General features: G+C 76.1%; 22 protein-coding genes. 13 read left to right on the top strand and 9 right to left on the bottom strand.

All coding sequences use genetic code 11. The features are described from left to right. Positions 1–11 precede the first annotated feature (11 nt). The 4 genes from AMPC_RS16130 to AMPC_RS16115 are packed head-to-tail and all read left to right on the top strand — an operon-like array spanning position 12 to position 4,638. The gene (locus AMPC_RS16130) at positions 12–641 is read left to right on the top strand and encodes a hypothetical protein (RefSeq protein ID WP_248342440.1); all 630 of its coding nucleotides are present in this window, start codon (positions 12–14) and stop codon (positions 639–641) included. Next, positions 638–2,044: a tetratricopeptide repeat protein gene (locus AMPC_RS16125; RefSeq protein ID WP_248342439.1), complete on the top strand. Its 1,407-nt coding sequence runs from the start codon at positions 638–640 to the stop codon at positions 2,042–2,044. Before AMPC_RS16130 ends, AMPC_RS16125 begins: the two co-directional genes overlap by 4 nt. After that, positions 2,041–3,288, top strand: coding sequence for an ATP-binding protein (locus AMPC_RS16120; protein ID WP_248342438.1), 1,248 nt, complete (start codon positions 2,041–2,043; stop codon positions 3,286–3,288). Before AMPC_RS16125 ends, AMPC_RS16120 begins: the two co-directional genes overlap by 4 nt. A gap of 9 nt (positions 3,289–3,297) precedes the next feature. Next, positions 3,298–4,638 (top strand): sigma-54-dependent transcriptional regulator, encoded by a 1,341-nt coding sequence (locus AMPC_RS16115; RefSeq protein ID WP_248342437.1) that lies wholly within the window; start codon positions 3,298–3,300, stop codon positions 4,636–4,638. Here the strand turns inward: AMPC_RS16115 and AMPC_RS16110 are convergent. Then, on the bottom strand, positions 4,635–4,919 hold the full coding sequence (locus AMPC_RS16110) for a hypothetical protein (RefSeq protein WP_248342436.1): 285 nt from the start codon (positions 4,917–4,919) through the stop codon (positions 4,635–4,637). The genes AMPC_RS16115 and AMPC_RS16110 overlap by 4 nt on opposite strands. A gap of 177 nt (positions 4,920–5,096) precedes the next feature. Between AMPC_RS16110 and AMPC_RS16105 the strand changes: the two genes are divergently transcribed. Continuing rightward, on the top strand, positions 5,097–5,504 hold the full coding sequence (locus AMPC_RS16105; RefSeq protein WP_248342435.1) for a hypothetical protein: 408 nt from the start codon (positions 5,097–5,099) through the stop codon (positions 5,502–5,504). Positions 5,505–5,574: 70 nt separating this feature from the next. After that, complete coding sequence (locus AMPC_RS16100) at positions 5,575–6,816, top strand: winged helix-turn-helix domain-containing protein (protein ID WP_248342434.1); 1,242 nt, start codon at positions 5,575–5,577, stop codon at positions 6,814–6,816. A gap of 19 nt (positions 6,817–6,835) precedes the next feature. On the opposite strand, the gene cysK is transcribed toward AMPC_RS16100, so the two are convergent. From cysK to AMPC_RS16080, 4 genes are all read right to left on the bottom strand, one after another. Next, the gene (cysK, locus tag AMPC_RS16095; protein ID WP_248342433.1) at positions 6,836–7,786 is read right to left on the bottom strand and encodes a cysteine synthase A; all 951 of its coding nucleotides are present in this window, start codon (positions 7,784–7,786) and stop codon (positions 6,836–6,838) included. A 27-nt stretch (positions 7,787–7,813) separates the two neighbouring features. Further along, entirely contained in the window at positions 7,814–8,800 is a 987-nt protein-coding gene (locus tag AMPC_RS16090) for a hypothetical protein (protein ID WP_248342432.1), read from the bottom strand. A 136-nt stretch (positions 8,801–8,936) separates the two neighbouring features. After that, positions 8,937–9,854, bottom strand: coding sequence for a LysR family transcriptional regulator (locus AMPC_RS16085; protein ID WP_248342431.1), 918 nt, complete (start codon positions 9,852–9,854; stop codon positions 8,937–8,939). 87 nt (positions 9,855–9,941) lie between these two features. After that, positions 9,942–10,937 carry an aldo/keto reductase gene (locus AMPC_RS16080; RefSeq protein WP_248342430.1) on the bottom strand — a complete coding sequence of 332 codons (996 nt, stop codon included), beginning with the start codon at positions 10,935–10,937 and terminating at the stop codon, positions 9,942–9,944. A 225-nt stretch (positions 10,938–11,162) separates the two neighbouring features. Here AMPC_RS16080 and gnd point away from each other — a divergent pair, with 225 nt between their 5' ends. The 4 genes from gnd (at position 11,163) to AMPC_RS16060 (ending at position 15,857) form a co-directional block, all read left to right on the top strand. Beyond that, positions 11,163–12,152 carry a phosphogluconate dehydrogenase (NAD(+)-dependent, decarboxylating) gene (gnd, locus tag AMPC_RS16075; RefSeq protein ID WP_248342429.1) on the top strand — a complete coding sequence of 330 codons (990 nt, stop codon included), beginning with the start codon at positions 11,163–11,165 and terminating at the stop codon, positions 12,150–12,152. After that, entirely contained in the window at positions 12,149–13,660 is a 1,512-nt protein-coding gene (gene zwf, locus AMPC_RS16070; RefSeq protein WP_248342428.1) for a glucose-6-phosphate dehydrogenase, read from the top strand. The genes gnd and zwf overlap by 4 nt, the downstream gene beginning before the upstream one ends. Before the next feature lie 61 nt (positions 13,661–13,721). After that, positions 13,722–14,465 (top strand): 6-phosphogluconolactonase, encoded by a 744-nt coding sequence (gene pgl / locus AMPC_RS16065; protein WP_248342427.1) that lies wholly within the window; start codon positions 13,722–13,724, stop codon positions 14,463–14,465. Positions 14,466–14,588: 123 nt separating this feature from the next. Then, a complete protein-coding gene (locus AMPC_RS16060; protein ID WP_248342426.1) occupies positions 14,589–15,857 on the top strand; it encodes a PocR ligand-binding domain-containing protein in 1,269 nt (422 codons plus the stop codon). On the opposite strand, the gene AMPC_RS16055 is transcribed toward AMPC_RS16060, so the two are convergent. From AMPC_RS16055 to AMPC_RS16045, 3 genes are all read right to left on the bottom strand, one after another. Continuing rightward, complete coding sequence (locus AMPC_RS16055; RefSeq protein WP_248342425.1) at positions 15,854–17,461, bottom strand: B12-binding domain-containing radical SAM protein; 1,608 nt, start codon at positions 17,459–17,461, stop codon at positions 15,854–15,856. The two genes, AMPC_RS16060 and AMPC_RS16055, sit on opposite strands and share 4 nt — an antisense overlap. Before the next feature lie 104 nt (positions 17,462–17,565). Further along, positions 17,566–17,976 carry a response regulator gene (locus AMPC_RS16050; protein ID WP_248342424.1) on the bottom strand — a complete coding sequence of 137 codons (411 nt, stop codon included), beginning with the start codon at positions 17,974–17,976 and terminating at the stop codon, positions 17,566–17,568. Positions 17,977–18,113: 137 nt separating this feature from the next. Beyond that, on the bottom strand, positions 18,114–18,335 hold the full coding sequence (locus AMPC_RS16045; RefSeq protein WP_248342423.1) for a hypothetical protein: 222 nt from the start codon (positions 18,333–18,335) through the stop codon (positions 18,114–18,116). A 243-nt stretch (positions 18,336–18,578) separates the two neighbouring features. On the opposite strand from AMPC_RS16045, the gene AMPC_RS16040 reads away from it, so the two are divergent. Then, on the top strand, positions 18,579–18,785 hold the full coding sequence (locus tag AMPC_RS16040) for a hypothetical protein (protein WP_248342422.1): 207 nt from the start codon (positions 18,579–18,581) through the stop codon (positions 18,783–18,785). 16 nt (positions 18,786–18,801) lie between these two features. Here AMPC_RS16040 and AMPC_RS16035 read toward each other — a convergent pair whose 3' ends face one another. Beyond that, entirely contained in the window at positions 18,802–20,493 is a 1,692-nt protein-coding gene (locus AMPC_RS16035; RefSeq protein WP_248342421.1) for an AMP-binding protein, read from the bottom strand. Positions 20,494–20,702: 209 nt separating this feature from the next. Here AMPC_RS16035 and AMPC_RS16030 point away from each other — a divergent pair, with 209 nt between their 5' ends. Both AMPC_RS16030 and AMPC_RS20510 read left to right on the top strand, forming a co-directional pair. Next, positions 20,703–21,275 carry an isochorismatase family protein gene (locus tag AMPC_RS16030; RefSeq protein WP_248342420.1) on the top strand — a complete coding sequence of 191 codons (573 nt, stop codon included), beginning with the start codon at positions 20,703–20,705 and terminating at the stop codon, positions 21,273–21,275. Continuing rightward, positions 21,272–22,210 (top strand): GlxA family transcriptional regulator, encoded by a 939-nt coding sequence (locus AMPC_RS20510; RefSeq protein WP_263009622.1) that lies wholly within the window; start codon positions 21,272–21,274, stop codon positions 22,208–22,210. The genes AMPC_RS16030 and AMPC_RS20510 overlap by 4 nt, the downstream gene beginning before the upstream one ends. The last annotated feature ends 15 nt before the right edge of the window (positions 22,211–22,225 follow it).

Raw genomic sequence — 22,225 nt, 5'->3', positions numbered from 1 at the left:
GGAAACACGCCGTGAGCTCCACCGCCCTGTCTCTCGCGCTCGCGCTGTCACTCACCGCCGGCGGAAGCGGCGCCGGCGAGCACCTGCTCGCCGGCGCGCGCCTGTTCCGCGACGGACGCTTCCCCGAGGCGCTGGTGGAGTTCCGCGTCTCCCAGAAGCTCGGGGCTCCCGAGGCCGCGCCCTACGTCGGGGCGTCGCTCGTGAAGCTGAACCGGCCGGAGGAGGCCGTCGAGGCGTTCGGCGGCGCGGAGGGCGGCTCCCGCGACGCCCTCCTCGACTACTACCTGGCCCTCGCCTGCTACGAGTCGCGGCTGTACCTCGCGGCCGACCGGATCCTGGCCGGCATCGGCGGCCGCTCGGGTCCGCGCATCGCCGAGCAGGCCGCGAAGCTGCGGTCGTCGATCGCGGGGGAGCTCGGCGGCAGGGAGCCTCCCCGGAGCGCCGTGGACTGGTACCTGGCCCGCTGCGAGGCCGCGGGCGCCCAGGGTCGCGCGGCGCTCGCGGAGGCGTATTGCCGCGAGGCGGCAGGGCTCGGAGCCCGCCGCGCCGACCGGTACGGGGCCGAGGGCCGCGGCCCGGCGCAGCCGGCCTCGGCGAAGTCGGCCTCGGCGAAGTCGGCCTCGGCGAAGGGCCGGCCGTGATCCCGGCCCTCTTCTCCGCGCTCCTGCTGTCGGCGCTCGATCCCTGCGCGGCGGTCGCGCCGGCCGACACCCGCGATCCCGCCGGCGCGCTCGTCTACCAGGAGGTCGGCGACTCCGAGCGCGCCGCCGGCTCGCGCGACGCGGCGGTCGCCGCGTATCGGGAGGCGCTGCGGCGCGACCCCGCCGGACGCGCGGCCCGCACCGCGCTCGACGCGCTCTGCCACGACGGGCCGCCCGCGCCCGCCGCCTTCCAGCAGGGGCTCGGCCTCATGCAGGCGGGTGACGTCCGCGGCGCCATCCCGCGTCTCCAGCAGGCCCGGGCGGCCGGCCCCGATCCCTCGGCGGCGCTCCTGGAGGGCATCTGCCACTACGAGCTCGGCGAGGACGCCGCGGCGCGCCCGCTGCTCCGGGAGGCCGAGTCGGCGCCCGAGCACCGGGACCTGGCCCGCTACTACCTGGGGCTCGTCGCGCTCCGCGAGGGCGCGAGCGACGAGGCCGCCCGGCTCTTCGACGCGGCCTCGGAGAACCCGGCCCTGGCGCACCTCGCCTCGGACCTGGCGCGGGTGGCGCACCGCGACGGCAAGCTCGTCCTCTCCGTGCTCGGCGAGTCGGGGTGGGACTCGAACGTGGTCCTCGCGCCGGGCGGCTTCGGCCCGAGCTCGGCGGAGGACGGCACCTGGGGCGTGAGCGCCACCGGCCTGTACCGCCCGCTCGGCGCCGCCGGCACGTACCTCCGCGGCTCCGGCTTCCTGCACCAGCAGTTCAGCCTGGGCAGCTACGATCTCGGCGGCCTGGACGGCGCCGCGGGGTGGCAGCTCGGGGGCCCGGGACGCGGCGCCCTGGCGGAGTACGACTTCGGCCACCGCACCTTCGGCGGCTCGTCCTTCCTCGACGCGCACCGCCTCCTCGCCTCCGGCTGGCTCACGGCCGCGGGCGCCACCTGGAGCGCCACCTGGTTCGGCCGCGTCGAGTCCTACGCGGGCCCGTGGGATCCGTTCAGCGGGTTCCTGCAGCGCGGCGAGGCCCGGGCGACCTTCGCGCTCGGGCGCCAGACCCTGGCCGGCCTCGCCTACGGCGTCTCGCGCGACGCCACCCGCCAGGCCGTGCTGGACTTCACCGAGCACGGCCCGAGCGCCCTCCTGCGCCTCGGCGTGGCGCGCCGGCTCAGGCTGGGCGTGGACCTGGGCCTCGCCTTCCGGCGGTACGGCGCCTACGACCCGGCCCTCTCGGCCCGCCGCGGCGACGCGTACCTCGACGCCGCCGCCTTCACCGAGTACGACCTGACCTCGCACCTCGTGGCGCGGGTGGCGCTCGCCGGGCGCAAGGCGTTCTCCAACGTCGCCGCCTTCGACTACGCCAAGCTCGCGCCCACGGTCGGGCTCGCCTGGATCGGCGGGTGGTGACCGCCCCCCGCGCGCTCGCCCCGCTCGCCGCCGGGCTGCTCGGGCTCGCCGGCGCCCTCGCGGCCACGCTCTTCCTGCACCGGGCGGCGCTCGACTCGCTCGACCGGGTCCAGGAGGAGCGGCTGCGCGGCGCGGGCGAGACCGCCGCCCAGCTCCTCGCGCACGTCGGCCCGGACGCGGCCTCGCTCCGCCGCGTCATGGCCGCGAACCGGCTCGAGGGCGCCTACGTCCTCTCGCCGGCGCTGACGCTGCTCGCCGACGCCGCCGGCGGGAGCGGGCCGGCCGACCTCCTCCGCGTCGACGAGGGCCGGGCTCGCCGCGCCCTCGGCGGCGAGCGCTCGGTCGCCTTCGGCTACGCGGTGGGGGACGCGCCGGTGGCGACCGGATACTTCCCGCTCACGCGCCCGGACGGCGCCACCTGGGCCGTGCTGGTGCTCGAGGCCGGCGCCTCGTACGCGGCCGGCCGGACGAGCATCCACCGGGCGCTCCTCGCCAGCGTCGGGCTCTCCGCGCTGGTGGCGCTGGTGCTCGCCGCGGCGGCCCAGCGGTGGGCGCGGGCGGAGGCGCGGCAGCGCCGGGAGGCGGAGCGGGCCAGCCGGGGCGACGCCGTGGCGCGCATGGCCGCCATGGTGGCCCACGAGATCCGCAACCCGCTCGGCGTGATCCGCGGGGCGGTGGAGCTGGTGCGCGCCCGGTCCGGCGCGCAGCTCGGCCCGCGAGACCAGGCGGCGCTCGACGACGTGCTCGGGGAGGTGGAGCGGCTGCGGGGCCTGACCGAGGACTTCCTCGACCTCGCCCGCGAGCCGGCCATCGAGACGGCCCCGGTCGATCTCGCCGAGCTGGCGGCCGAGGCCGGGAGGGGGCTCCAGGCCTCGCACCCGGCCGTCGCGCTGCGCCTCGACGAGCTGGGGCCGCTCCCCGTCGAGGTGGACCGCCGCCGGATGGCGCAGGTGCTCTTGAACCTCCTCCTCAACTCCGCCCAGGCCGGGGCCCGGACGATCCGGCTGCGGGGCGCGCGCGAGGCGGGCGGGGCGCGCCTGGTGCTGGAGGACGACGGGCCCGGGATCGCCCCGGCGCTCGAGGCGCGGCTCTTCGAGCCGTTCGTCACCGGGCGCGCCGAGGGCACCGGGCTCGGGCTCGCCATCTCGCGGCGCATCGTCGAGCGGCACGGGGGGTCGCTGCGGCTCCTCCCCACCGGCCGCCCCGGCGCCGCCTTCGAGCTGCGGCTGCCGGCCGCGGAGTAGGATGTGAGCATGGCGCGGGTGCTGGTGGTGGACGACGAGCCGAAGCTGGGCCGCTTCGTCTGCGAGATGCTGGAGCTCGACGGGCACGACGCCGCGCGCGCCGGGGGCGGCCGCGAGGCGCTGGTGCTGCTCGCGCAGCGCCCCTTCGACGTGGTGATCACCGACCTGCGCATGCCGGAGGTGGACGGGCTGGCCGTGCTGCGCGCCGCCAGGGCGCTGCCCTCCCCGCCCGAGGTGGTGATGATGACCGCCCACGGCACCGCCGAGAGCGCGGTCGCCGCCATGAAGGACGGCGCGGCCGACTACCTCGTGAAGCCGTTCGCCATGGACGAGCTGCGGCTGCGGATCTCGCGGCTGGCCGCCCAGCGCGGCGCCGAGGCACGGAGCGCGGCGCTCCTGGCGCGGCTCACGCCCGACCTCGTGGCGGAGAGCCCCGCCATGCAGGCGGTGCTCGCGGCGGCGCGCCAGGTGGCGCCCACCGACGCCTCGGTGCTGCTCACCGGCGAGAGCGGCACCGGCAAGAGCCAGCTCGCGCGCTACATCCACTACCTGGGCCGGCGCGCCGCCGGGCCGATCGTGGAGGTCCACTGCGCGGCGCTCCCCGAGACGCTGCTGGAGAGCGAGCTCTTCGGGCACGAGAAGGGGGCCTTCACCGGCGCCAGCCAGCGCAAGGCCGGGCACCTCGCCGCGGCGCACGGCGGCACGCTCTTCCTCGACGAGATCGGGGAGGTGACGCCGTCCACCCAGGTGAAGCTCCTCCGGTTCCTGCAGGAGCGCACCTTCGTGCCCCTCGGGGCCACCGAGCCGCGCACGGTGGACGTGCGGGTGATCTCCGCCACCAACCGGGACCTCGCCGAGGCGGTCCGGACGGGCGCCTTCCGCGAGGACTTCCTCTACCGGCTCGACGTCTTCGGCATCCGCGTGCCGCCGCTGCGCGAGCGCCGGGAGGACATCCTGCCGCTCGCCGCGCGCTTCCTCCGGGAGCGCGGCCTCCCCGAGGATCGCCTCTCGCCCGCCGCGCGCGCGGCGCTCGAGGCGCACGCCTGGCCCGGCAACGTGCGCGAGCTCGAGAACGCGCTCGAGCGCGCCCTGATCCTGTCCGGCGGCCGCGAGCTCCTGCCCGCGCACCTGCCCGGCCAGCCGGCGCGGACCGGGGCCCCGCCCGCGCAGGAGCGCGCCGGCGCGCTCCTCGGCGAGGGGTTCTCGCTCGACGCCTTCGAGCTCGAGCTCCTGCACGCCGCGCTGGAGCGCGCCGGGGGCAACAAGACCCACGCGGCGAAGCTCCTCGGCGTCAGCCGGCGGCGGCTCTACTCGCTCCTCGCGAGCCACGAGGAGGGCGAGGCCGACTAGTCGCCCCTCCTCCCCGCGCGGCGCACGAGGAGGTAGCCGCCGGCCACGAGCAGCGTGGCGACCGCGGTGGTGCAGGCGCGGGCCTTGCCTTCCCAGAGGCTCGCCACCCGGTCGTTCAGCTCGCTCGTCAGGACCACCGCCTTGCCGCCGATCTGCTCCAGCTGGCGCTGGTACCTCTTCGAGCGCTCCCAGGCGAGGACGTCCTCGTCCTCCTCGACCGGCGGCGCGGTCGCGTACAGCGCCACGGCGATGGCGAACCCGACGAGGAGGATGCCGGCCACGACGCGCCGCTCGCGACCGCTGGAATGGCCCTCCCTCGCACCGGCGTCCGGCATCCGCTCACGCTCCTGGCGTCCAGGTGCGCCCCGCCGGGGCGGCGGGCGCACCGGGAGCATTCCCTGGGAAGAGCCTAACCCCGCGGAGCGCCCGGGCCTATCTTCGGGGTGGGAGCCGCCGCCATGAAGCTCGTCCTGCCCGCCACGGCTGCCGTCGCGTTCGCCTCGATGGCCGGCTGCGTGACCACCCGGCCGGCGCCGGTCGTGTACCCGGAGTCGTACCCGTACTGCGGTCCGGGCGAGCAGTGCCAGGCGCCCTACGAGTGCCCGCCGGGGCAGCCCTGCCCACCCTACGAGTATGCGCCGGAGGAGTACCTGGGCCCCGTCGCCCCCTACGGGACGCCGGAAGAGTACGGGCGCGGGCCGCGCGGAGAGGACGAGGAGCGCTGGGAGCACCGCGAGGGCGCGCGCGACGACCCCCGGGCGCGCCCGGCGCCTCCGCGCGCCGACCGCGATCACCGGGAGCGCGGCGAGCCGGCCGGCGAGCCTGGCAGGGGTCGCGAGGACCGCGAGGAGCGCTCCGGCCGGTGAGCGCGTCCGGGGCCGGCACAGCACCGCCGGGCACCGCGCCTCGGCAGGCATCGTCTATATTCCGCGCGACATGCGCCCGCGCCTAGAGCTCAGCGTCCGTCACGCCCGCGCGCTCCACCTCGCGGCCCAGGGGCTGCTCGCGCCGCCCCGGCGGCGGGCCACGCCCGAGGACGTCCGGGACGCCGTCGCGCGCATGGAGCTCCTGCAGCTCGACACCATCCACGTGGTGGCGCGCAGCCCGTACCTGGTCCTCTTCTCCCGGCTCGGCGCCTACGAGCCCCGCTGGCTCGACGAGCTGCTGGCGTCCGGCCGGCTCTTCGAGTGCTGGGCGCACGAGGCCTGCCTCGCGCCCATCGAGGAGTACGCGCTGCACCGGCGGTTCCTCGAGACGCGGGACCACTGGTTCGTGAACCGGGCGCGCCGCCTCTTCCGCGAGGAGCGCGAGGCGATGGGGGCGCTCCTCGCCCACGTGGCCGAGCACGGACCGGTGAAGGCGGCCGACTTCAAGGGCCCGGAGCCGGCGCGCTCCGGCTGGTGGGGCTGGAAGAAGGAGAAGACGCTCCTCGAGGCCTGGTTCGCCCTGGGCGAGCTCATGGTCGCGCGGCGGGTGAACTTCCACCGCGTCTACGATCTGCGGCGCCGCGTCTACCCGGCCGCGGACGCGCTGGAGCTGCCCTCGGCCTCGGCGGCGCGGCGCGCGATGGTGGAGCGGGCGGTCCGCGCGCTCGGCGTCACGCAGCCGCGCTGGATCCACGACTACTTCCGGACGCGGCCTCGCCTCGGGATGAAGGAGCTCGCGCCGCTCCTCGAGGACGGCACGCTCCTCCCGGTGGAGGTGGAGGGCTGGGCGGTCCCCGGCGTCGTCCACCGCGATCACCTCGCCGCGGCGGAGCGGATCGCGGCCGGCGAGCGCGCGGCCACGCACACCACCCTCCTCTCCCCGTTCGACCCGGTGGTCTGGGATCGCGAGCGGGTCGCGGCCCTGTTCGGCTTCGACTACCGCCTCGAGTGCTACCTGCCGGCGCCGAAGCGCCGCTACGGCTACTACGTCCTGCCCATCCTCCGGCGCGGGGCGCTCGTGGGCCGGCTCGACGCGAAGGCGCACCGCGCGGAGGGCGTCTTCGAGGTGAAGGCGCTGCAGCTCGAGCCTTCGGTGCGCCCGAGCGACGCGCTCGCCCGGGACGTCGCCGGGGCCATCGCCGCCTGCGCGCGCTGGCACGGGACGCCCGAGGTCCGCCTCCGCGAGACCGTGCCGGCGGCCGCACGCGCCCGCCTGGCGGCGGCGCTCCGCGCGCGGCGCCGGACCGGGTGATCGCGTCCCGCCGCGCCGCTCAGAACCAGAGCGGCTCCGCCTCCGGCTCGGGCTCGAACAGCCAGGTCGAGAGGTAGCGCTCGCCCGTGTCGGGCAGGAGGGTCACGATCCGGCGCCCCTCGTTCTCCGGCCGGCGCGCCACCTCCAGCGCGGCCCAGACCGCCCCGCCGCCCGAGATGCCGGCCAGGATCCCCTCCTCCCGGCACAGCCGGCGCGCGGTGCGCGCCGCGTCCCCCGCGGCGACCCCCAGGACCTCGTCCAGCAGCTCGGTCCGGAGCACCTTGGGGACGAAGCCGGGCCCCCAGCCCTGGATCCGGTGGGGCCCGGGCTTGCCGCCCGCCAGGACCGGCGAGTCCTTCGGCTCGGCCCCCACGATCCGGATGCCGGGCCTCCTCTCCTTCAGCGCCTCCGCGACCCCGGTGATGGTCCCGCCGGTGCCGATGCCGGCCACGAAGAAGTCGAGCCGCCCCTCGGTGTCCCGCCAGATCTCCTCGCCGGTGGTCCGCCGGTGGATCCCGGGGTTCGCCGGGTTGTCGAACTGCTGCAGGAGGAGGTACCTCGGATCCTCCTCCGCCATCCGGCGCGCCGCCCGGATGGCGCCGCCCATGCCCTCGTCCCGCGGGGTGAGCACCAGCTGCGCGCCGAGGGCCTGCAGGAGCTTGCGCCGCTCCAAGCTCATGTCCTCCGGCATGGTGAGCGCGAGCCGGTAGCCCCGCGCGGCCGCCGCGAAGGCGAGCCCGATGCCGGTGTTGCCGCTCGTCGGCTCGAGCAGGATCGTCCCCGGGCCGATCCGCCCGGCCGCCTCCGCGGCCTCGATCATCGACACGGCGACCCGATCCTTGACCGACGCCGCCGGGTTGAAGGACTCGAGCTTCAGCACCACCTCGGCCCTCAGCCCGCGCGAGAGCCGGTTGAGCCTGACGAGCGGCGTGTTCCCGACGAGCCTGGTGACGTCCGCGGCGATGCGCATGTGCTCCCCTCGGTTGCCGCGCGGCCGTCAGCGGCCGGGCGGAGGCGCCGGCCGGAGCCACGCCTCGCGCCAGAGGATCGGCATGGCCCGCGCGCAGCCCAGGTAGCGGCGGCAGCTCACGCGCTCCAGGATCACGGTCCCGCGCACGGTCCGCAGCCGTCCCGTCGCCTCCTCGATGATCCGCTCCACCCGCGCGCCGACGCGGGCCCTGACCCCGCAGTAGTCCTCCATGTCTCCGCCGAACGCGAGCCCCTGCAGCTTGCCGTGCTCGTCCAGGGTCGCGAAGATCTCCTCGCGGCCGCGCACCTGCACCCAGTCGCCGACGCGCAGCGGCGCCGCCGAGGGCGCGGGAGCGGGCGGGGACGAGGCCCGGCGCCGCAGCACCTTCCGGACCCGCCGCATGCCGCCGGCCAGCAGCATCTCGACCACCTGCCGGGCCGTGAAGGTCCGGACCTCGACCATCCGGACGTACTGACCCGGGCTCCAGAGCGGCTCGCCGCGCGAGGTCGCCGCCGGCAGCGCGGTGCCCTGGCACTGCCAGCGGTCGGGGGCGCCGCGCGGGTGGACCGGCAGGTTCGCGAGGTCCGCCGACGCCGCCGGGCCCGCCGGGACCGCCGGCGCGGAGGGCCCGGTCACGGGCCTGAGCCAGCACTCCTTCCAGAACAGGGCGCAGCCGAGCTGGCACCCCGCGTGCGAGGCCCCGTCGCAGCGAAGGCCCTCGAGCGTCACGGCGTTACGCAGCCGCCGCAGCCTCCCCTCGGGCGGATGGACGCAGGTGTGCTCCGCCCGGAGCGCCACGCGGAGGCGCTGCCCGCACCAGGGCACCATCTCCGGCATGAAAGGGAGCCCCTCGACGGCGCCGTCGCCGTCCAGGGTGGAGGCGATCTCGGCCGGCGAGCGGACCTCGACCCAATCCCCGGGGCGCAGGCTCCCCTCGGCCGCCGGGGCGCGCGCTCCGCAAGGGGCGTCCGGCGAGACCTCGCCCCGGCACGCATCCGCCAGCTGGTCCCGCATGAGGCCCCCTCGGCGGCGCGACGCTCCCCTACCGCGGGAGAGCGGGCAGCCAGCCCGGTGACCCTATGCACGCGCGCCGCACTTTCAAGCGGGGTGGCCCCGCAGGGAGCGAGCGCTCCCCGAGGGTGACCGCCGGTCAGCCCGCGCGCGGCCGGGCCTCCGCCGCCACCTCGCGCGCGACGTCCACGAAGGCCCGCAGGGCGGGCGAGACCTGGGCGCGGCTCGGGAAGTAGAGGAAGAAGCCCGGGACGGCCGCCGCGTACGGCTCGAGCACCACGCGCAGCCGCCCGCTGCGCAGGTCGTCGGCGATGACCGGCTCGAAGGCGTAGAGGAGCCCCACCCCGGACACCGCCAGCAGCCGCATGAGCTCGGAGTCGTTGGTCGTGACCGGGCCGCGGACCGGCACGCGCCACGAGCGCTTGCCGCGCTCGAGCTCCCACGCGTAGCGCGCGCCAGCCGGGGTGGAGCGGATGCAGATGCAGTCGTGCTGCAGGAGGTCCAGGGGCCGCTCGGGCTCGCCGCGGCGCGCGAGGTACGCCGGCGCCGCGGTGACGACGAACCGGCCGGGGCCCATGAGCCGCAGCTGGACCATGTCGCGCTCGATCGCCTCCGAGAGCCGCATCCCGGCGTCGTAACCCTCGGCGACGATGTTCACGAACCGGTTCTCGGACTGGACCTCCACCTCCACCCTCGGGTGGCGCTCGAGGAATCGCGGCAGGATCCGCGCCATCACGAGCGGCACCGCCATCGACGGGACCGACAGCCGGACGCGGCCCGTGACCTCGCCGGGCCTGGCCGAGACCGTCTTGAGCGACTCCAGCGCCTGATCCACCGCCGCGCCGGCGTTCTCGAGCAGGCGCTGCCCCGCGTCCGTGAGGGCGACCGTGCGCGAGGTCCGGGTGAGCAGGGTCACCCCGAGGCGCGCCTCGAGCTGCCGGACCGACTGGCTCAGCGCCGAGGTGGACACGCCGAGGTGGCGCGCCGCGGCCGCGAAGCTGCGCTGGCGGGCGACCGCCAGGAACGAGTTCAGGGCGTTGAGCGGGGTGAAGGCCACCGTGAAGCTTTCCTACAGGAGGCGGCGGCCGGGCGCCAGGGGCGCGCCGGCGCGTCCCGGTGGCGCTCCGGCCCGCTCGCGGCAGGGTCAGCGGCCGGTGAGCTGCTCCAGGTGCTCCGGGTACCGGGCCCCTTGCAGCGGGATCTCCGCCGCGGCGCGGTCGATGTCGCGGAGGTCGTCGGGCGTGAGCTCGACCGCGGCCGCGCCGAGGTTCTCGTCGAGCCGGCCCGGCTTCGTGGTGCCGGGGATCGGCACGATCCACGGCCGCTGGGCCAGGAGCCACGCGAGGGCGATCTGGGCCGGGGTCGCCTTCTTCCGCGCCGCGAGCTGGCCGAGCAGCCCGAGCAGGCCCTGGTTCGCCTTGCGCGCCTCCGGCGTGAAGCGCGGGAGCGAGTTCCGGAAGTCGGTGCTCGCGAACGTGGTGGTCTCGTCGATCTTGCCGGTGAGGTAGCCCTTGCCGAGCGGGCTGTAGGGCACGAACCCGATCCCGAGCTCCTCGAGCGCCGGCAGCACCTCCGCCTCGGGGCGCCTCCACCAGAGCGAGTACTCGCTCTGGACGGCGGCGACGGGCTGGACGGCGTGCGCGCGGCGGATGGTCTGGACCCCCGCCTCGGACAGGCCGAAGTGCTTCACCTTGCCCTCCCAGATCAGCTCCTTCACCGCTCCCGCCACGTCCTCGATCGGCACCTCGGGATCGACGCGGTGCTGGTAGAAGAGGTCGATCGCCTCGATCCGGAGCCGCTGCAGCGAGGCCTCGGCGACCTGGCGGATGTGCTCGGGGCGGCTGTTCAGGCCGACCCAGCGCGGTCCGCCGTTCCGGTCGAGCTCGAAGCCGAACTTGGTGGCGATCACCACCTGCCGGCGGACGGGAGCGAGGGCCTCGCCCACCAGCTCCTCGTTCGTGAACGGGCCGTAGACCTCCGCGGTGTCGAAGAAGGTGACGCCCCGCTCGACCGCCGACCGGAGCAGCCGGATCATCTCCTGCCGGTCCGGCGGCGGGCCGTAGGAGAAGCTCATCCCCATGCAGCCGAGCCCGAGGGCCGAGACCTCCAGGCCGCCGCTTCCGAGTTTCCGCTTCTGCATCTCTCGCCTCCGTTCGTGGGTCACGTCGCGTCCCGTCCGGCCTGCGCGGCCCGGACGCGAGACAACCTACGCGCGCGGGCCCGTACCCGAAACCGGCGCGAAGTGCATGGGCCGTGAAGGCTCCCTTCACGATCCGCGGCCGGGAGCGGCCCACGGGCGGGGTCTGGCCCGGCCACCGCCGGCGCGGTTAGGTCCAGAGCCGGCGCGAGGCCGGAGGAGCCGTCGATGCAGCTCGGGATGGTCGGACTGGGGCGGATGGGCGGCAACATGGCGCGGCGGCTCCTGCGGGGCGGCCACCAGGTGGTGGGCTGGGACCGCGCGCCCGCGGCGGCGCGGGCCCTCGAGGCGGCGGGCGGGAGCGCCGCGGCGACGCTGGAGGCCCTGGTGGCGGCCCTCGCGCCGCCGCGCGCCGTCTGGCTCATGGTCCCGGCGGGCGCCGCCACCGAGGAGGCGACGCTCGCGCTGCGCGGGCTGCTCTCGCCCGGCGACGCCGTCGTGGACGGCGGGAACACCTTCTTCAAGGACGACGTCCGGCGCGCGCGCCTCCTCGCAGAGCGCGGGATCCGGCACCTCGACGCCGGGACGAGCGGCGGGGTCTTCGGGCTGGAGCGCGGCTACTGCCTCATGGTGGGCGGGGACCGGGACGCCTTCGAGCGGCTCGAGCCCGCCCTGCGCACCCTCGCGCCCGGGCGCGCCGCGGCGCCGCCCACGGCGGCCCGCGCGGCGGGCGGGACGGCGGAGGAGGGCTACCTGCACTGCGGCCCGCACGGCGCCGGCCACTTCGTGAAGATGGTGCACAACGGGATCGAGTACGGCCTCATGCAGGCCTACGCCGAGGGGTTCGAGGTCCTGCGCGGCGCCGCCCAGGAGGGGCTCGCCGCGGAGCACCGCTACGCGCTCGACCTCCGGGAGATCGCGGAGCTGTGGCGGCGCGGGAGCGTGGTCACCTCGTGGCTCCTCGACCTCACGGCCGCGGCGCTCGCGCAGGACCCCGGCCTCGAAGGCTTCACCGGCGCGGTGGACGACTCGGGCGAGGGGCGCTGGACGGTCGAGGCCGCGGTGGAGGAGGCGATCCCGGCGCCGGTGCTCTCCGCCGCGCTCTTCGCGCGCTTCCGCTCGCGCCAGGCGGGCACCTTCGGCGAGAAGCTCCTCTCGGCGATGCGGCGGCAGTTCGGCGGGCACGCCGAGGCGAAGCCCGGCGGAGGCGCGCCGTGACCAGCCCCGCGAGGCGGCTCCGGCCCGGCGAGCCCTGCGCCTTCGTGGCCTTCGGGGCGATGGGCGACCTCACGCGGCGCAAGCTCCTCCCGGCGCTCTACAACCTGCAGGCGAACCAGCTCCTCCCGCGCGAGCTGGCGTTCATCGGGGTGGCGAGGCGCGCGCTCGACGACGCCGGGTTCCGCGCCTACGCGGAGGCCGCGGCGCGGGCCGGGGCGGCGCGCCCGGCCGGCGCCCCGCCCGCCGCGGACTTCACGACCTGCGTCCACTACGTGCAGGGCGACTTCGAGGACCCGGCCACCTACGCCCGGCTCTCCGACGCGCTCGCCCACGCCGCCAAGGAGCACGGCACCTCGGGGAACGCGCTCTTCTACCTCGCCACGCCGCCGGGCGAGTTCTCCGCGATCGTGCGCGGGCTGGCGGGCGCCGGCCTGACGCGCCAGGACGCCGGCTGGCGCCGGGTGGTGGTGGAGAAGCCCTTCGGCCGGGACCTCGACTCGGCCCGCGCCCTCAACCGCGAGCTCACCCAGGCCCTCGACGAGGGCCAGGTCTTCCGCATCGACCACTACCTCGGGAAGGAGACGGTCCAGAACCTGATGGTGTTCCGGTTCGCGAACGGGATGTTCGAGCCGATCTGGAACCGGCGCTACGTCGACCACGTGCAGATCACCGTGGCCGAGGAGCTCGGGGTGGAGGGGCGCGGCGGGTACTACGAGCAGGCCGGGCTCGTCCGGGACATCGTCCAGAACCACATGCTGCAGCTCCTCGCGCTCGTCGCCATGGAGCCGCCCTCCACGCTCGCCCCCGAGGCGGTGCGGAACGAGAAGGTGAAGGTGCTCGAGGCGATCCGCCCGATGGAGCCGGAGCAGGTGCTCCGCGACTGCGTGCGCGGCCAGTACGGCGCCGGGATCGTCGGCGGGGCGCGGGTGCCGGGGTACCGCGAGGAGCCCGGCGTCTCTCCGGAGTCGCGGACCGAGACCTTCGCCGCGCTCCGGCTCCAGGTGGAGAACTGGCGCTGGGCCGGCGTCCCCTTCTACCTGCGCTCCGGGAAGCGGCTCGCGCGCCGCGACACCCAGATCTCCATCCAGTTCCGGCGCCCGCCCCTGCTCCTCTTCGAGGAGGCCGGGGTCGAGCAGATCGACCCGAACCGGCTCGACATCCTCATCCAGCCGGAGGAGGCGATCTGCATCTCGATGAAGGCCAAGCGGCCCGGCCCGGGCATCGTGCTCGAGCAGGTGAAGCTCGACTTCAGCTACGCGCAGTTCGGCCCGCTCCCGCCGGCGACCGGCTACGAGCGGCTGCTCCACGACGTGATGATCGGCGACGCCGAGCTCTTCCACCGGGCCGATCTGGTCGAGGCGAGCTGGCGGATCGTCACCCCGGTGCTGGACGTCTGGGCCTCGCTGCCGGCGCGCGACTTCCCCAACTACGAGGCCGGCGCCTGGGGCCCCGCCGCGTCGGCGGAGCTCCTCGCCCGCGACGGGCGACGGTGGGCGGGCCCGGGATGAGCCGGGGCAAGGACGCGCCGGCCGCGCCCCCCGGCCCCGCGCGCGGCGCGGAGCCGCTCCCATGACGCCGCCCCGGCTCCGCCGGGTGCGAGACGCCGAGGCGGTGGCGCGCGCCGCCGCGGAGGAGCTCGTCCTCGCCGCCGCGCGCGCCGTCGCCGCGCGCGGCGCCTTCACGCTGGCGCTCGCGGGCGGCACCACGCCGCGGCGGCTCTACGCCCTGCTCGCCGCCGAGCCCTTCCGCGGGCGCGTCCCGTGGGACCGGACCCAGGTCTTCTTCGGCGACGAGCGGCCGGTCCCGCCGGACCACCCGGACAGCAACTACCGGATGGCGCGCGAGGCGCTGCTCGACCACGTCCCGGTCGCGGGCGTCCACCGGATCCGGGGCGAGGACCCCGCGGCGGCGGAGCGCTACGAGGAGGAGCTGCGGCGCTGGTTCGGGATCCCGCCGGGCGGCGCGCCCCCGCGCCTCGACCTCGCGCTGCTCGGGCTCGGCGCGGACGGCCACACCGCCTCGCTCTTCCCCGGCTCGCTCGCCCTCGACGAGCGCGTCCGCTGGGTGGTGTCGCCGTTCGTGGCCCGGCTCGGGAGCCGGCGCACGACGCTCACCCTGCCGGTCCTGGACCGGGCGCGCGCGGTGATCTTCCTCGTGAGCGGCGGCGAGAAGGCGCCGGCGCTCGCCCGTGCGCTCGCGCCCGCGCCGGGCGACGAGCCGCTCCCGGCCGCGCGGGTCCAGCCGGCGGGCGGGGCCCTCTGGATCGCGGACCACGCGGCCGCGGCCGGGCCGGGTGGCCCCTGGCCGGCGTGAAGGCGCTCGCGCGCCCGCCCGTCCTCGTTCGTGACTGAGCGTGCATACCAAACGAGCGCTTACCGCACGTCGGCACCGTCTGGGGTCTCTCCCCTCGAACGGACTAGGGCTAGGCTCCGCCCCGTGCAGCTGGCGGACCTGCTCGATCTCGGGATGCTCCAGAAGCTCGCCGAAGCGAACTTCGCGGCGAGCGGCATGCCCATCGGCATCATCGACGCCGCCGACGGCTCGGTCCTCGTCGGCGTGGGCTGGCAGGACATCTGCGTGATGTACCACCGGGCGCACCCCGAGACGGCGCGCCGCTGCCGCGAGAGCGACGATCACATCAAGCTCCACGCGCAGGACGGCGCGCCGTGCGAGTACACCTGCCACAACGGGCTGCGGGACATCGGCCTGCCCATTCGCGTGGAGGGCCAGCACCTCGCCACCCTGTTCCTCGGCCAGTTCCTGTACGAGGACGAGCGGCCGGACCGGGCCTTCTTCGTGCAGCAGGCCCGCCAGTTCGGGTTCGACGAGGGCGCCTACCTCGCCGCCCTGGACCGGGTCCCGGTCTTCAGCCGCGCGGCGGTCGCCAACATCCTCGCCTACGACGCGGCGCTCGCCGCGTTCGTCTCCGATCTCGCGGAGGCGGCCGTGCGCCGCCGCCGGGCCGACGCCGACCGCGAGCGGCTGGAGCAGGAGCTCCGGGACGCGAGCCGCGCCAAGGACGAGTTCCTGGCGATGCTCTCGCACGAGCTGCGGAACCCGCTCGCCGCCATCCAGAACGCGCTCTACCTGCTCGAGCACGCGGAGCCCGCCGGCCAGCAGGCGCTGCTCGCGAAGCAGGTGGCCGGGCGGCAGCTGCGCCACCTCAAGCGGATGGTGGACGACCTGCTCGACGTCACGCGCATCGCCAAGGGCAAGGTGGAGCTCCGCCGGACCCGGCTCGACCTCGCCGACCTGGCGCGGCGGGCCGGCGAGGACCACCGGGCCCAGGCCGAGCAGCGGGGGCTCGCGCTCGAGGTCCGGACCCCGGACGCCCCGGTGATCGTGATGGGCGACGAGACCCGGCTGGCGCAGGCCATCGGGAACCTCCTCCAGAACGCGGCCAAGTTCACCCCGGCCGGCGGCCGCGTGACGCTCGAGGTCCGGACCGCGCCGGGGGAGGCGACGGTGCTCGTGCGCGACACCGGCGCGGGGATCCCCCCGGAGCTGCTCGAGCGCGTCTTCGACCCGTTCGTCCAGGCGGGCCAGTCGCTCGCGCGGAGCGAGGGCGGCCTCGGGCTCGGGCTCTCGCTCGTGAAGGCGATGGTCGAGCTGCACGGCGGCAGCGTCCGCGTGTCGAGCCCCGGCGCGGGGCGGGGCACCGAGGTCGCGTTCCGGCTGCCGCTCGCCGACGAGCCGTCCAGCTAGCCGGGCCGGTCGCGGCCGGGCCGCCCCGGGTCGCCCTCGCGCGCGATCCGGGCCGCGGCGCGATCGCCGACGGACCGCGCGAACGGCCCGAGGTGCAGGTAGAGCGCCGAGAGCGACACGGCGATCTTGAGCGCGGCCGGGTTGTGGAGGGCGCAGTCGGCGACGGTGCGCCAGAACTCGCGCCGCGCGCTCCGGTCGGCCCAGCCGAGGCGGCGCGCGATCCGCCCGAACGCCCGGAGGTCGCGGACGCGGTGCCGCCAGGCGAGCGCGACCCGGTGCCCGGAGACGTCGAGCTCCCGGCACGCCCGCCGCACGCGCCCGAAGTAGGCGGCCGGCGCGTAGATCTCCCGCAGCACCTCCCGGTAGTCGCGCAGCACCGCCGCGGCCGGGCGCCGCGTCGCGAAGTTGAGCCCCGAGGTGCACTGGTCGGCGTCGCCGTCGTCGACCGCGTACGCGCCGGCGCCGAGCCGCCCCTCCGCCTCCAGGCGCCGCGCGAGCCGGGTGCCGGGCAGCGCGTAGAGCAGGCCGACCATGCAGACCGGGACGCTGGCCCGCTCGACGAGGGCGATCATCTCGCCGGCCGCGCCGTCGCCCTCGGCGTCGAAGCCGAGGATGAAGCCGGCGTTCACGAACATGCCGGCCGCCAGGATCCGCCGGACGCTCTCGGCCAGGTCCCGCCGCGTGTTCTGCAGCTTGTGGGACTGGACCAGCGAGGCGACGTCGGGGGTCTCGATCCCCACGAAGAGGGCGAAGAAGTTGGCGGCCCGCAGCAGCGACAGGAGCTGCGGGTCGTCGGCGAGGTCGATGCTGGCCTCGGTGGAGAACTCGAAGGGGTGGCCGCGCTCCGAAAGCCAGCCGGCGAGCGCGGCGAGCAGCGCCTTCGCCGCCTTCCGGCCGCCGATGAGGTTGTCGTCCACGAAGTCCACGTGGCCCCGGTAGCCGAGGGCGTAGAGCGCGTCGAGCTCCCGGAGCACCTGCGCCACCCCCTTGGTCCGGGGGGTGCGGCCGTTCAGCTCGACCACGTTGCAGAACTCGCAGCCGAACGGGCAGCCGCGCGAGAACTGCACGCCGATGTTCAGGTACTTCCCGAGGTCGAGGAGATCGAACCTCGGGACGGGGGAGCGGGAGAGGTCGGGGAACCGCTTCGCCTCGTAGGTGCCGCGCCGCGCGCCCGCCTCCAGGTCGGCGGCGAAGGCGCCGAGGAGCTCCTCGGCCTCGCCGCGCACCTGGAAGTCGGCGGCGGCGTAGACCGCGGGAGAGGCCGAGACGTCGGCGCCGCCGACGACCGAGAGCTTGCCGGCCGCCGCGGCGAGCGCGACGATCGCCAGGGTGTCGGGCTGCTGCGGCAGCATGCCCCCGGTCATCACCACGTCGGCCCAGGCGAGGTCCTCGTCCCGGAGCTCCTGCACGTTCCGATCGACGAGGCGCAGCTCCCAGCGCGCCGGCAGGAGCGCGGCGACGGTGATGAGGCCGAGGGGAGACGCGGGATAGCGCGCGCCGACCGCGTCGCACGTCGCCTGGTAGTTCCAGAAGGACGCGGCGGAGAAGCGGGGGTGCACCAGCAGCGCGTGGACGGGAATCGGGAGCTGCCTTTCCGTGGCCACGGGGCGCCCCGGGCCGAGGCGGTCGGGCCGCCTGCTGGCTTACTACGTTAGCGCGGGGAGGAGCCCGGGCGCGGAGCGATTTTTCGGGGCGCCCCGCGCCGCGCTCAGCGCGCGTTCGCCGCCACCCGCGACAGCACCACCGCGAAGCGCTCCGGGACGAACGGCTTGCAGACGAAGGCGTCCGCCTCGGCCGGGGCGTTCCGCACCGGCTCGGCGGTGAGGACCAGCACCCGGCAGGGCGCGAGCCGGGGATCGGCGCGCAGGCGGGCCAGGAAGGTCCAGCCGTCCATCCCCGGCATGGCCAGGTCGAGCACGATCACGTCCACGCACGGGCCCTGGGCGAGGAGCTGCAGCGCGCGCTCCCCGTCCTCCGCCTCCTCGACCGCGTAGCCCCGCCCGCGCAACCACTCGGCGAGCAGCTCCCGGCCGGCCGCGTCGTCGTCCACCACGAGCACGGAGACGCAGCCTCCGCTCGCCCGGCGCTCCGCGTGTACCGCCTCGCCGCCCGATTCCATGTCCCCCTCGCTCGAGACCCGTACTTCGGAGGGTACGTATGGAAGAGGGTTGCCGCCACGGGGGGAAAGCGGCGGCCGAGCGCCTCCCCGGAGCGCCGCGGGGAGCACGGAGCGGGATGCCCCGGCGGCTCGAAACCTCAGCGCACGCCGGCGGTGCGGCCCAGGAGCTCCGCCCTCTCCACCGCCGCCTTGAGCGTGGAGGAAGGCTCGCGAGAACGAGCCGAGCTGCGCAGGAGCCGCTTCGCCTGGCTCACCGCGCGCGCACAGTCCAGGTTCTGCAGGATCCGGCCATCCTCCGACTCGAGCCACGTGCTCAGCTTGCGGAGGCGAACCTTCAGGTCACCCAGGTTCTCGTTCATGTGGGGGGTATACCTCCCCTGGGTCGGTCGCGCCCCGGACAATGGGAGCGCACCGCCCGAGCCCGAGCGCGCGACGGGCGCCGGCGCCGCCGCCGGGGTGGTGGACCGAGCGGTCGCTTCGCGAGGGCGTGCGGCGCGCCGATGCGCCGCCCGGCCGCGCCCGTTATCTCTCTAGACCGTCACGACCGCAGCCTGCGCACGGAGCGCTCCGCTCCCTCACCGGCCGCCTCCGAGGGAGCCCACATGGAATCGCTCACGCCCGTCTCGCTGGTCCACTTCTACGATGTCCGCTCCCGGCGGATCGCCTGCGGGGTGCGCGGCGCGGACCTCCGCTCCAGCAAGCACCCGCGGCAGGTGACCTGCGAGCCGTGCGTCGCCCTCATCGGCGAGCGGCCCCAGCTCGGGGCGGTGCCCGACGAGGCCGGCTCCGCGGCCGGCGCCGCCCCGTAGCGGCGGCGCGCGCCGGTCAGCCCAGCTCCGGGAAGTCCTCCTGCCAGTACTCGCCCTCGACGCGCCCGCCCTCCGCGCGTCGCGCCGACTCGACGCCGCGCAGGGCGATGCGCCGGATCTTGCCGGAGATGGTCTTGGGGAGGTCTCCGAACTCGATCCGGCGGACGCGCTTGTACGGCGCGAGCCGCTCCCGCACGAAGCGGAAGACGTCGAGCGCGAGCGCGCGGGTCGGCTCGGCGCCGGGGCGCAGCACGAGGAAGGCCTTCGGCACGGTGCCGCGGACCGGGTCCGGGCTCGGGACGACGGCCGCCTCGGCCACCGCGGCGTGCTCGACGAGCGCGCTCTCGAGCTCGAAGGGGCTGATCCGGTAGTCGGAGCTCTTGAAGAGGTCGTCGGCGCGGCCGACGTAGGTCACGTACCCGTTCGCGTCCCGGCGCGCGACGTCGCCGGTCCGGTAGAAGCCGCCGCGCGTGGCGTTGGCCGTCAGCTCGGGATCGTCCAGGTAGCCGGCCATGACGCCGGCGGGGCGCGGCGAGAGCGCCACCGCGATCTCCCCCTCCTCCGCCTCGGCCCCGGCGCCGTCGAGGAGCGCCACCCGGAACCCGGGGAGCGGACGGCCCATCGAGCCGGGGACGATCGGCTGGCCCGGGCTGTTCCCGACGAGCGCCGTGGTCTCGGTCTGGCCGTAGCCGTCGCGGATGGTGAGGCCCCAGGCCTGCCGGACCCGCTCGATCACCTCCGGGTTGAGCGGCTCGCCCGCGCTGAGCGCCTCGCGCAGCCGGACCGGGTGGCGCGCCAGATCCTCGAGGATGAGGAGCCGCCAGACGGTCGGCGGCGCGCAGAGCGTCGTCACCTCGTGCCGCGCCAGCACCTCCAGCGTGGCCGCGGCGCTGAAGCGGGTGTAGTCGTGCACGAAGGCCGTCGCGCCGGCCGTGAACGGGACGAAGAAGCTCGACCAGGCGTGCTTCCCCCAGCCCGGAGAGCTGACGTTCATGTGGACGTCGCCCTCGCGCGAGCCGATCCAGTAGAGCGTGGAGAGGTGGCCCGCGGCGTAGCTCTGCTGCGTGTGGGCGACGAGCTTGGGGCGGGCGGTGGTGCCGGAGGTGAAGTAGATCAGCACCGGGTCGCTGCCGCGGGTCACGACCGGGCGGCCGAGGTCGGCGCGCTCGTCGTACGCGTCCTCGTACCGGACCCAGCCTGGGACCGGCGCGCCGACGGCGATCCGCGTCACGCCCTCGGCGAGGCCGTGGAGCTTCGCCGTCCCGGCGGCGTGGGTGACCACGTGGCGCACGCCGCCGCGCGAGAGCCGGTCCCGCAGGTCGTCGGGCGTGAGCAGCGTGCTCGCCGGGATGACCGCCGCCCCGAGCTTCATGGCGCCGAGCATGAGCTCCCAGATGGCGGCGCAGTTCGGGAGCATCATGAGGATGCGGTCGCCCTGCCCGCAGCCGTGCCGGCGCAGGAAGGCCGCGACGCGCGTGGACCGCTCCGAGAGCTCCTCGTACGTCAGCGCGACCGAGCGGCCGTCGTCCCCGACCAGGTGGATGGCGAGCCGGCGGTTCCCTCGGGCCACGGCGTCGAACCAGTCCGTCGCGTAGTTGAACGCGTCGAGCGCGGGCCAGCGGAAGTCGCGGTAGGCCCGGTCGTAGTCGAGGCGGTGCTCGACGAGGAAGTCGCGTGCGGCGCGGAAGGCATCGGTCGGGTGGTTCAAGGGGATCCTCTCGTGGATCTGGCATCATCGCACGCGGGCGGCGCGCGCGAGGCGCCCCGTGCGCCTGCTTCGCGAAAAAGTCCGCTTTCGGCGGCGGGGCGCGTGGCCGCGTCTGTCCCATCCCCGTCCTCTCCTGGCCTCGCGGCGGGGCCCGGGCGAAGGCAAGCTGCTGGGTAATGGGGCCGCTCCCGGCCCCCACCGGAGCCCCGATGAACACCGCCCTGCTCGTGATCGACGTCCAGCAGTCCTTCCTGCACCGCCCCTACTGGCGCGACGAGGAGGCCGCCGCCTTCCGCGACCGGCTCCTCGCGCTCGTCGCCGGGTGCCGCGCCCGCGGCGTGCCGGTGGTCCACGTGCTCCATGAAGAGCCGGGGAGCGGCGGCCCGTTCGACCCCGCCAGCGGCCACGTCCGCGAGCTCGACTGGCTCGACGGCGAGCCCGACGCCCGCTTCCGCAAGCGGGTCCACAGCGCCATGGTCGGGACCGGCCTCCCCGAGTGGCTGCGCGCCCGCGGCCTCGGCCACCTGGTGGTGAGCGGCATCCGGACCGAGCAGTGCTGCGAGACCACCACCCGGAACGCCTCCGACCTGGGCTTCGAGGTAACCTACGTCACCGAGGCCACCCTCACCTTCCCCATGACCCACTCCTCCGGCCGGACCTACAGCGCCGCCGAGCTCCGCGAGCGGACCGAGCTCGTCCTCGACGGCCGCTTCGCCCGGATCGCCACCGTGGCCGAGGCGCTGGCCGGGCTCGACGCGGAGGAGCGCCCGGCCGCGCCATGACCACGCCCGTCTGGCTCGTCGCCACCTCCAACGTCCTGCTGCTCGACCTCGCCGGGCCGGCCGAGACCTTCCGGCTGGCGCGGCGGGCCGGCGCGCCGCTCTCCCTCCACCTCGCCGGGCCGCGCCCGGAGGTGCGGACCTCGGTCGGGCTGTCGCTCGGGGCGCTCGAGCCGCTCCCCGCGTCGCTCCCGGAGGGCGCGGTGGTGATGGTGGCCGGGTGCGAGGACTCGGCCCGCCACTACGCCGGCCCGGAGGCCGCCGAGCTCGTGGCCTGGCTGCGGCGCCTGCCCGCCGGGACCCGGCTCGCGAGCGTCTGCTCGGCGGCGCTCCTGCTCGGGCGCGCGGGGCGCTTCGACGGGCGGGCCTGCACCACCCACCACACCCTGGCGGAGCGGCTGCGCCGGGAGGCGCCCCGGGCCCGCGTGCTCGAGGACCGGATCTTCGTCGAGGACGGGCCGGCGATGTCGAGCGCCGGCATCACCGCCGGCATCGACCTCGCCCTCCACCTCGTGGAGGGGATCGGCGGCCCGCAGGTGGCGCAGGCGGTGGCCCGGGAGATGGTGGTGTTCCTGCGGCGGAGCGGCGACGACCCGCAGCTCTCGCCCTGGCTCGCGCACCGCAACCACGTCCACCCGGCGGTGCACCGGGTGCAGGACGCCATCGCGCGCGAGCCGCAGCGGCGCTGGTCGCGCGCCGAGCTCGCCGGGGTGGGCCACGTGAGCGAGCGCCACCTGTCGCGCCTCTTCCAGGCGCACGCGGGCGTCTCGGTCGCCGACTACCGGCGCGCGCTCTGCGTCGCCCGGGCGCGGCGGCTCCTCGCCGACGAGCGCGTCACCGTGGAGCGCGCCGCCGAGCTCGCCGGCTTCGGCTCGGCGCGAGAGCTCCGGCGCGCCTGGCGCCGGCACGCCGGCGGGACCCCCACCGGGCGGCGCTGAGCCGTCCCGGGACGC

The sequence above is a fragment of the Anaeromyxobacter paludicola genome (assembly GCF_023169965.1).
Taxonomy (GTDB): domain Bacteria; phylum Myxococcota; class Myxococcia; order Myxococcales; family Anaeromyxobacteraceae; genus Anaeromyxobacter_B; species Anaeromyxobacter_B paludicola.
This window is presented reverse-complemented; position numbering and strand designations above follow the sequence as displayed.

Excerpts from the sequence above, each read along its gene's own strand:
- AMPC_RS16115 (WP_248342437.1), top strand. The coding sequence starts at position 3,298 with ATGGCGCGGGTGCTGGTGGTGGACGACGAGCCGAAGCTGGGCCGCTTC.
- AMPC_RS16105 (WP_248342435.1), top strand. The coding sequence starts at position 5,097 with ATGAAGCTCGTCCTGCCCGCCACGGCTGCCGTCGCGTTCGCCTCGATG.
- AMPC_RS16100 (WP_248342434.1), top strand. The coding sequence starts at position 5,575 with ATGCGCCCGCGCCTAGAGCTCAGCGTCCGTCACGCCCGCGCGCTCCAC.
- cysK (WP_248342433.1), bottom strand. The coding sequence starts at position 7,786 with ATGCGCATCGCCGCGGACGTCACCAGGCTCGTCGGGAACACGCCGCTC.
- AMPC_RS16090 (WP_248342432.1), bottom strand. The coding sequence starts at position 8,800 with ATGCGGGACCAGCTGGCGGATGCGTGCCGGGGCGAGGTCTCGCCGGAC.
- AMPC_RS16080 (WP_248342430.1), bottom strand. The coding sequence starts at position 10,937 with ATGCAGAAGCGGAAACTCGGAAGCGGCGGCCTGGAGGTCTCGGCCCTC.
- gnd (WP_248342429.1), top strand. The coding sequence starts at position 11,163 with ATGCAGCTCGGGATGGTCGGACTGGGGCGGATGGGCGGCAACATGGCG.
- pgl (WP_248342427.1), top strand. The coding sequence starts at position 13,722 with ATGACGCCGCCCCGGCTCCGCCGGGTGCGAGACGCCGAGGCGGTGGCG.
- AMPC_RS16050 (WP_248342424.1), bottom strand. The coding sequence starts at position 17,976 with ATGGAATCGGGCGGCGAGGCGGTACACGCGGAGCGCCGGGCGAGCGGA.
- AMPC_RS16045 (WP_248342423.1), bottom strand. The coding sequence starts at position 18,335 with ATGAACGAGAACCTGGGTGACCTGAAGGTTCGCCTCCGCAAGCTGAGC.
- AMPC_RS16040 (WP_248342422.1), top strand. The coding sequence starts at position 18,579 with ATGGAATCGCTCACGCCCGTCTCGCTGGTCCACTTCTACGATGTCCGC.
- AMPC_RS16030 (WP_248342420.1), top strand. The coding sequence starts at position 20,703 with ATGAACACCGCCCTGCTCGTGATCGACGTCCAGCAGTCCTTCCTGCAC.
- AMPC_RS20510 (WP_263009622.1), top strand. The coding sequence starts at position 21,272 with ATGACCACGCCCGTCTGGCTCGTCGCCACCTCCAACGTCCTGCTGCTC.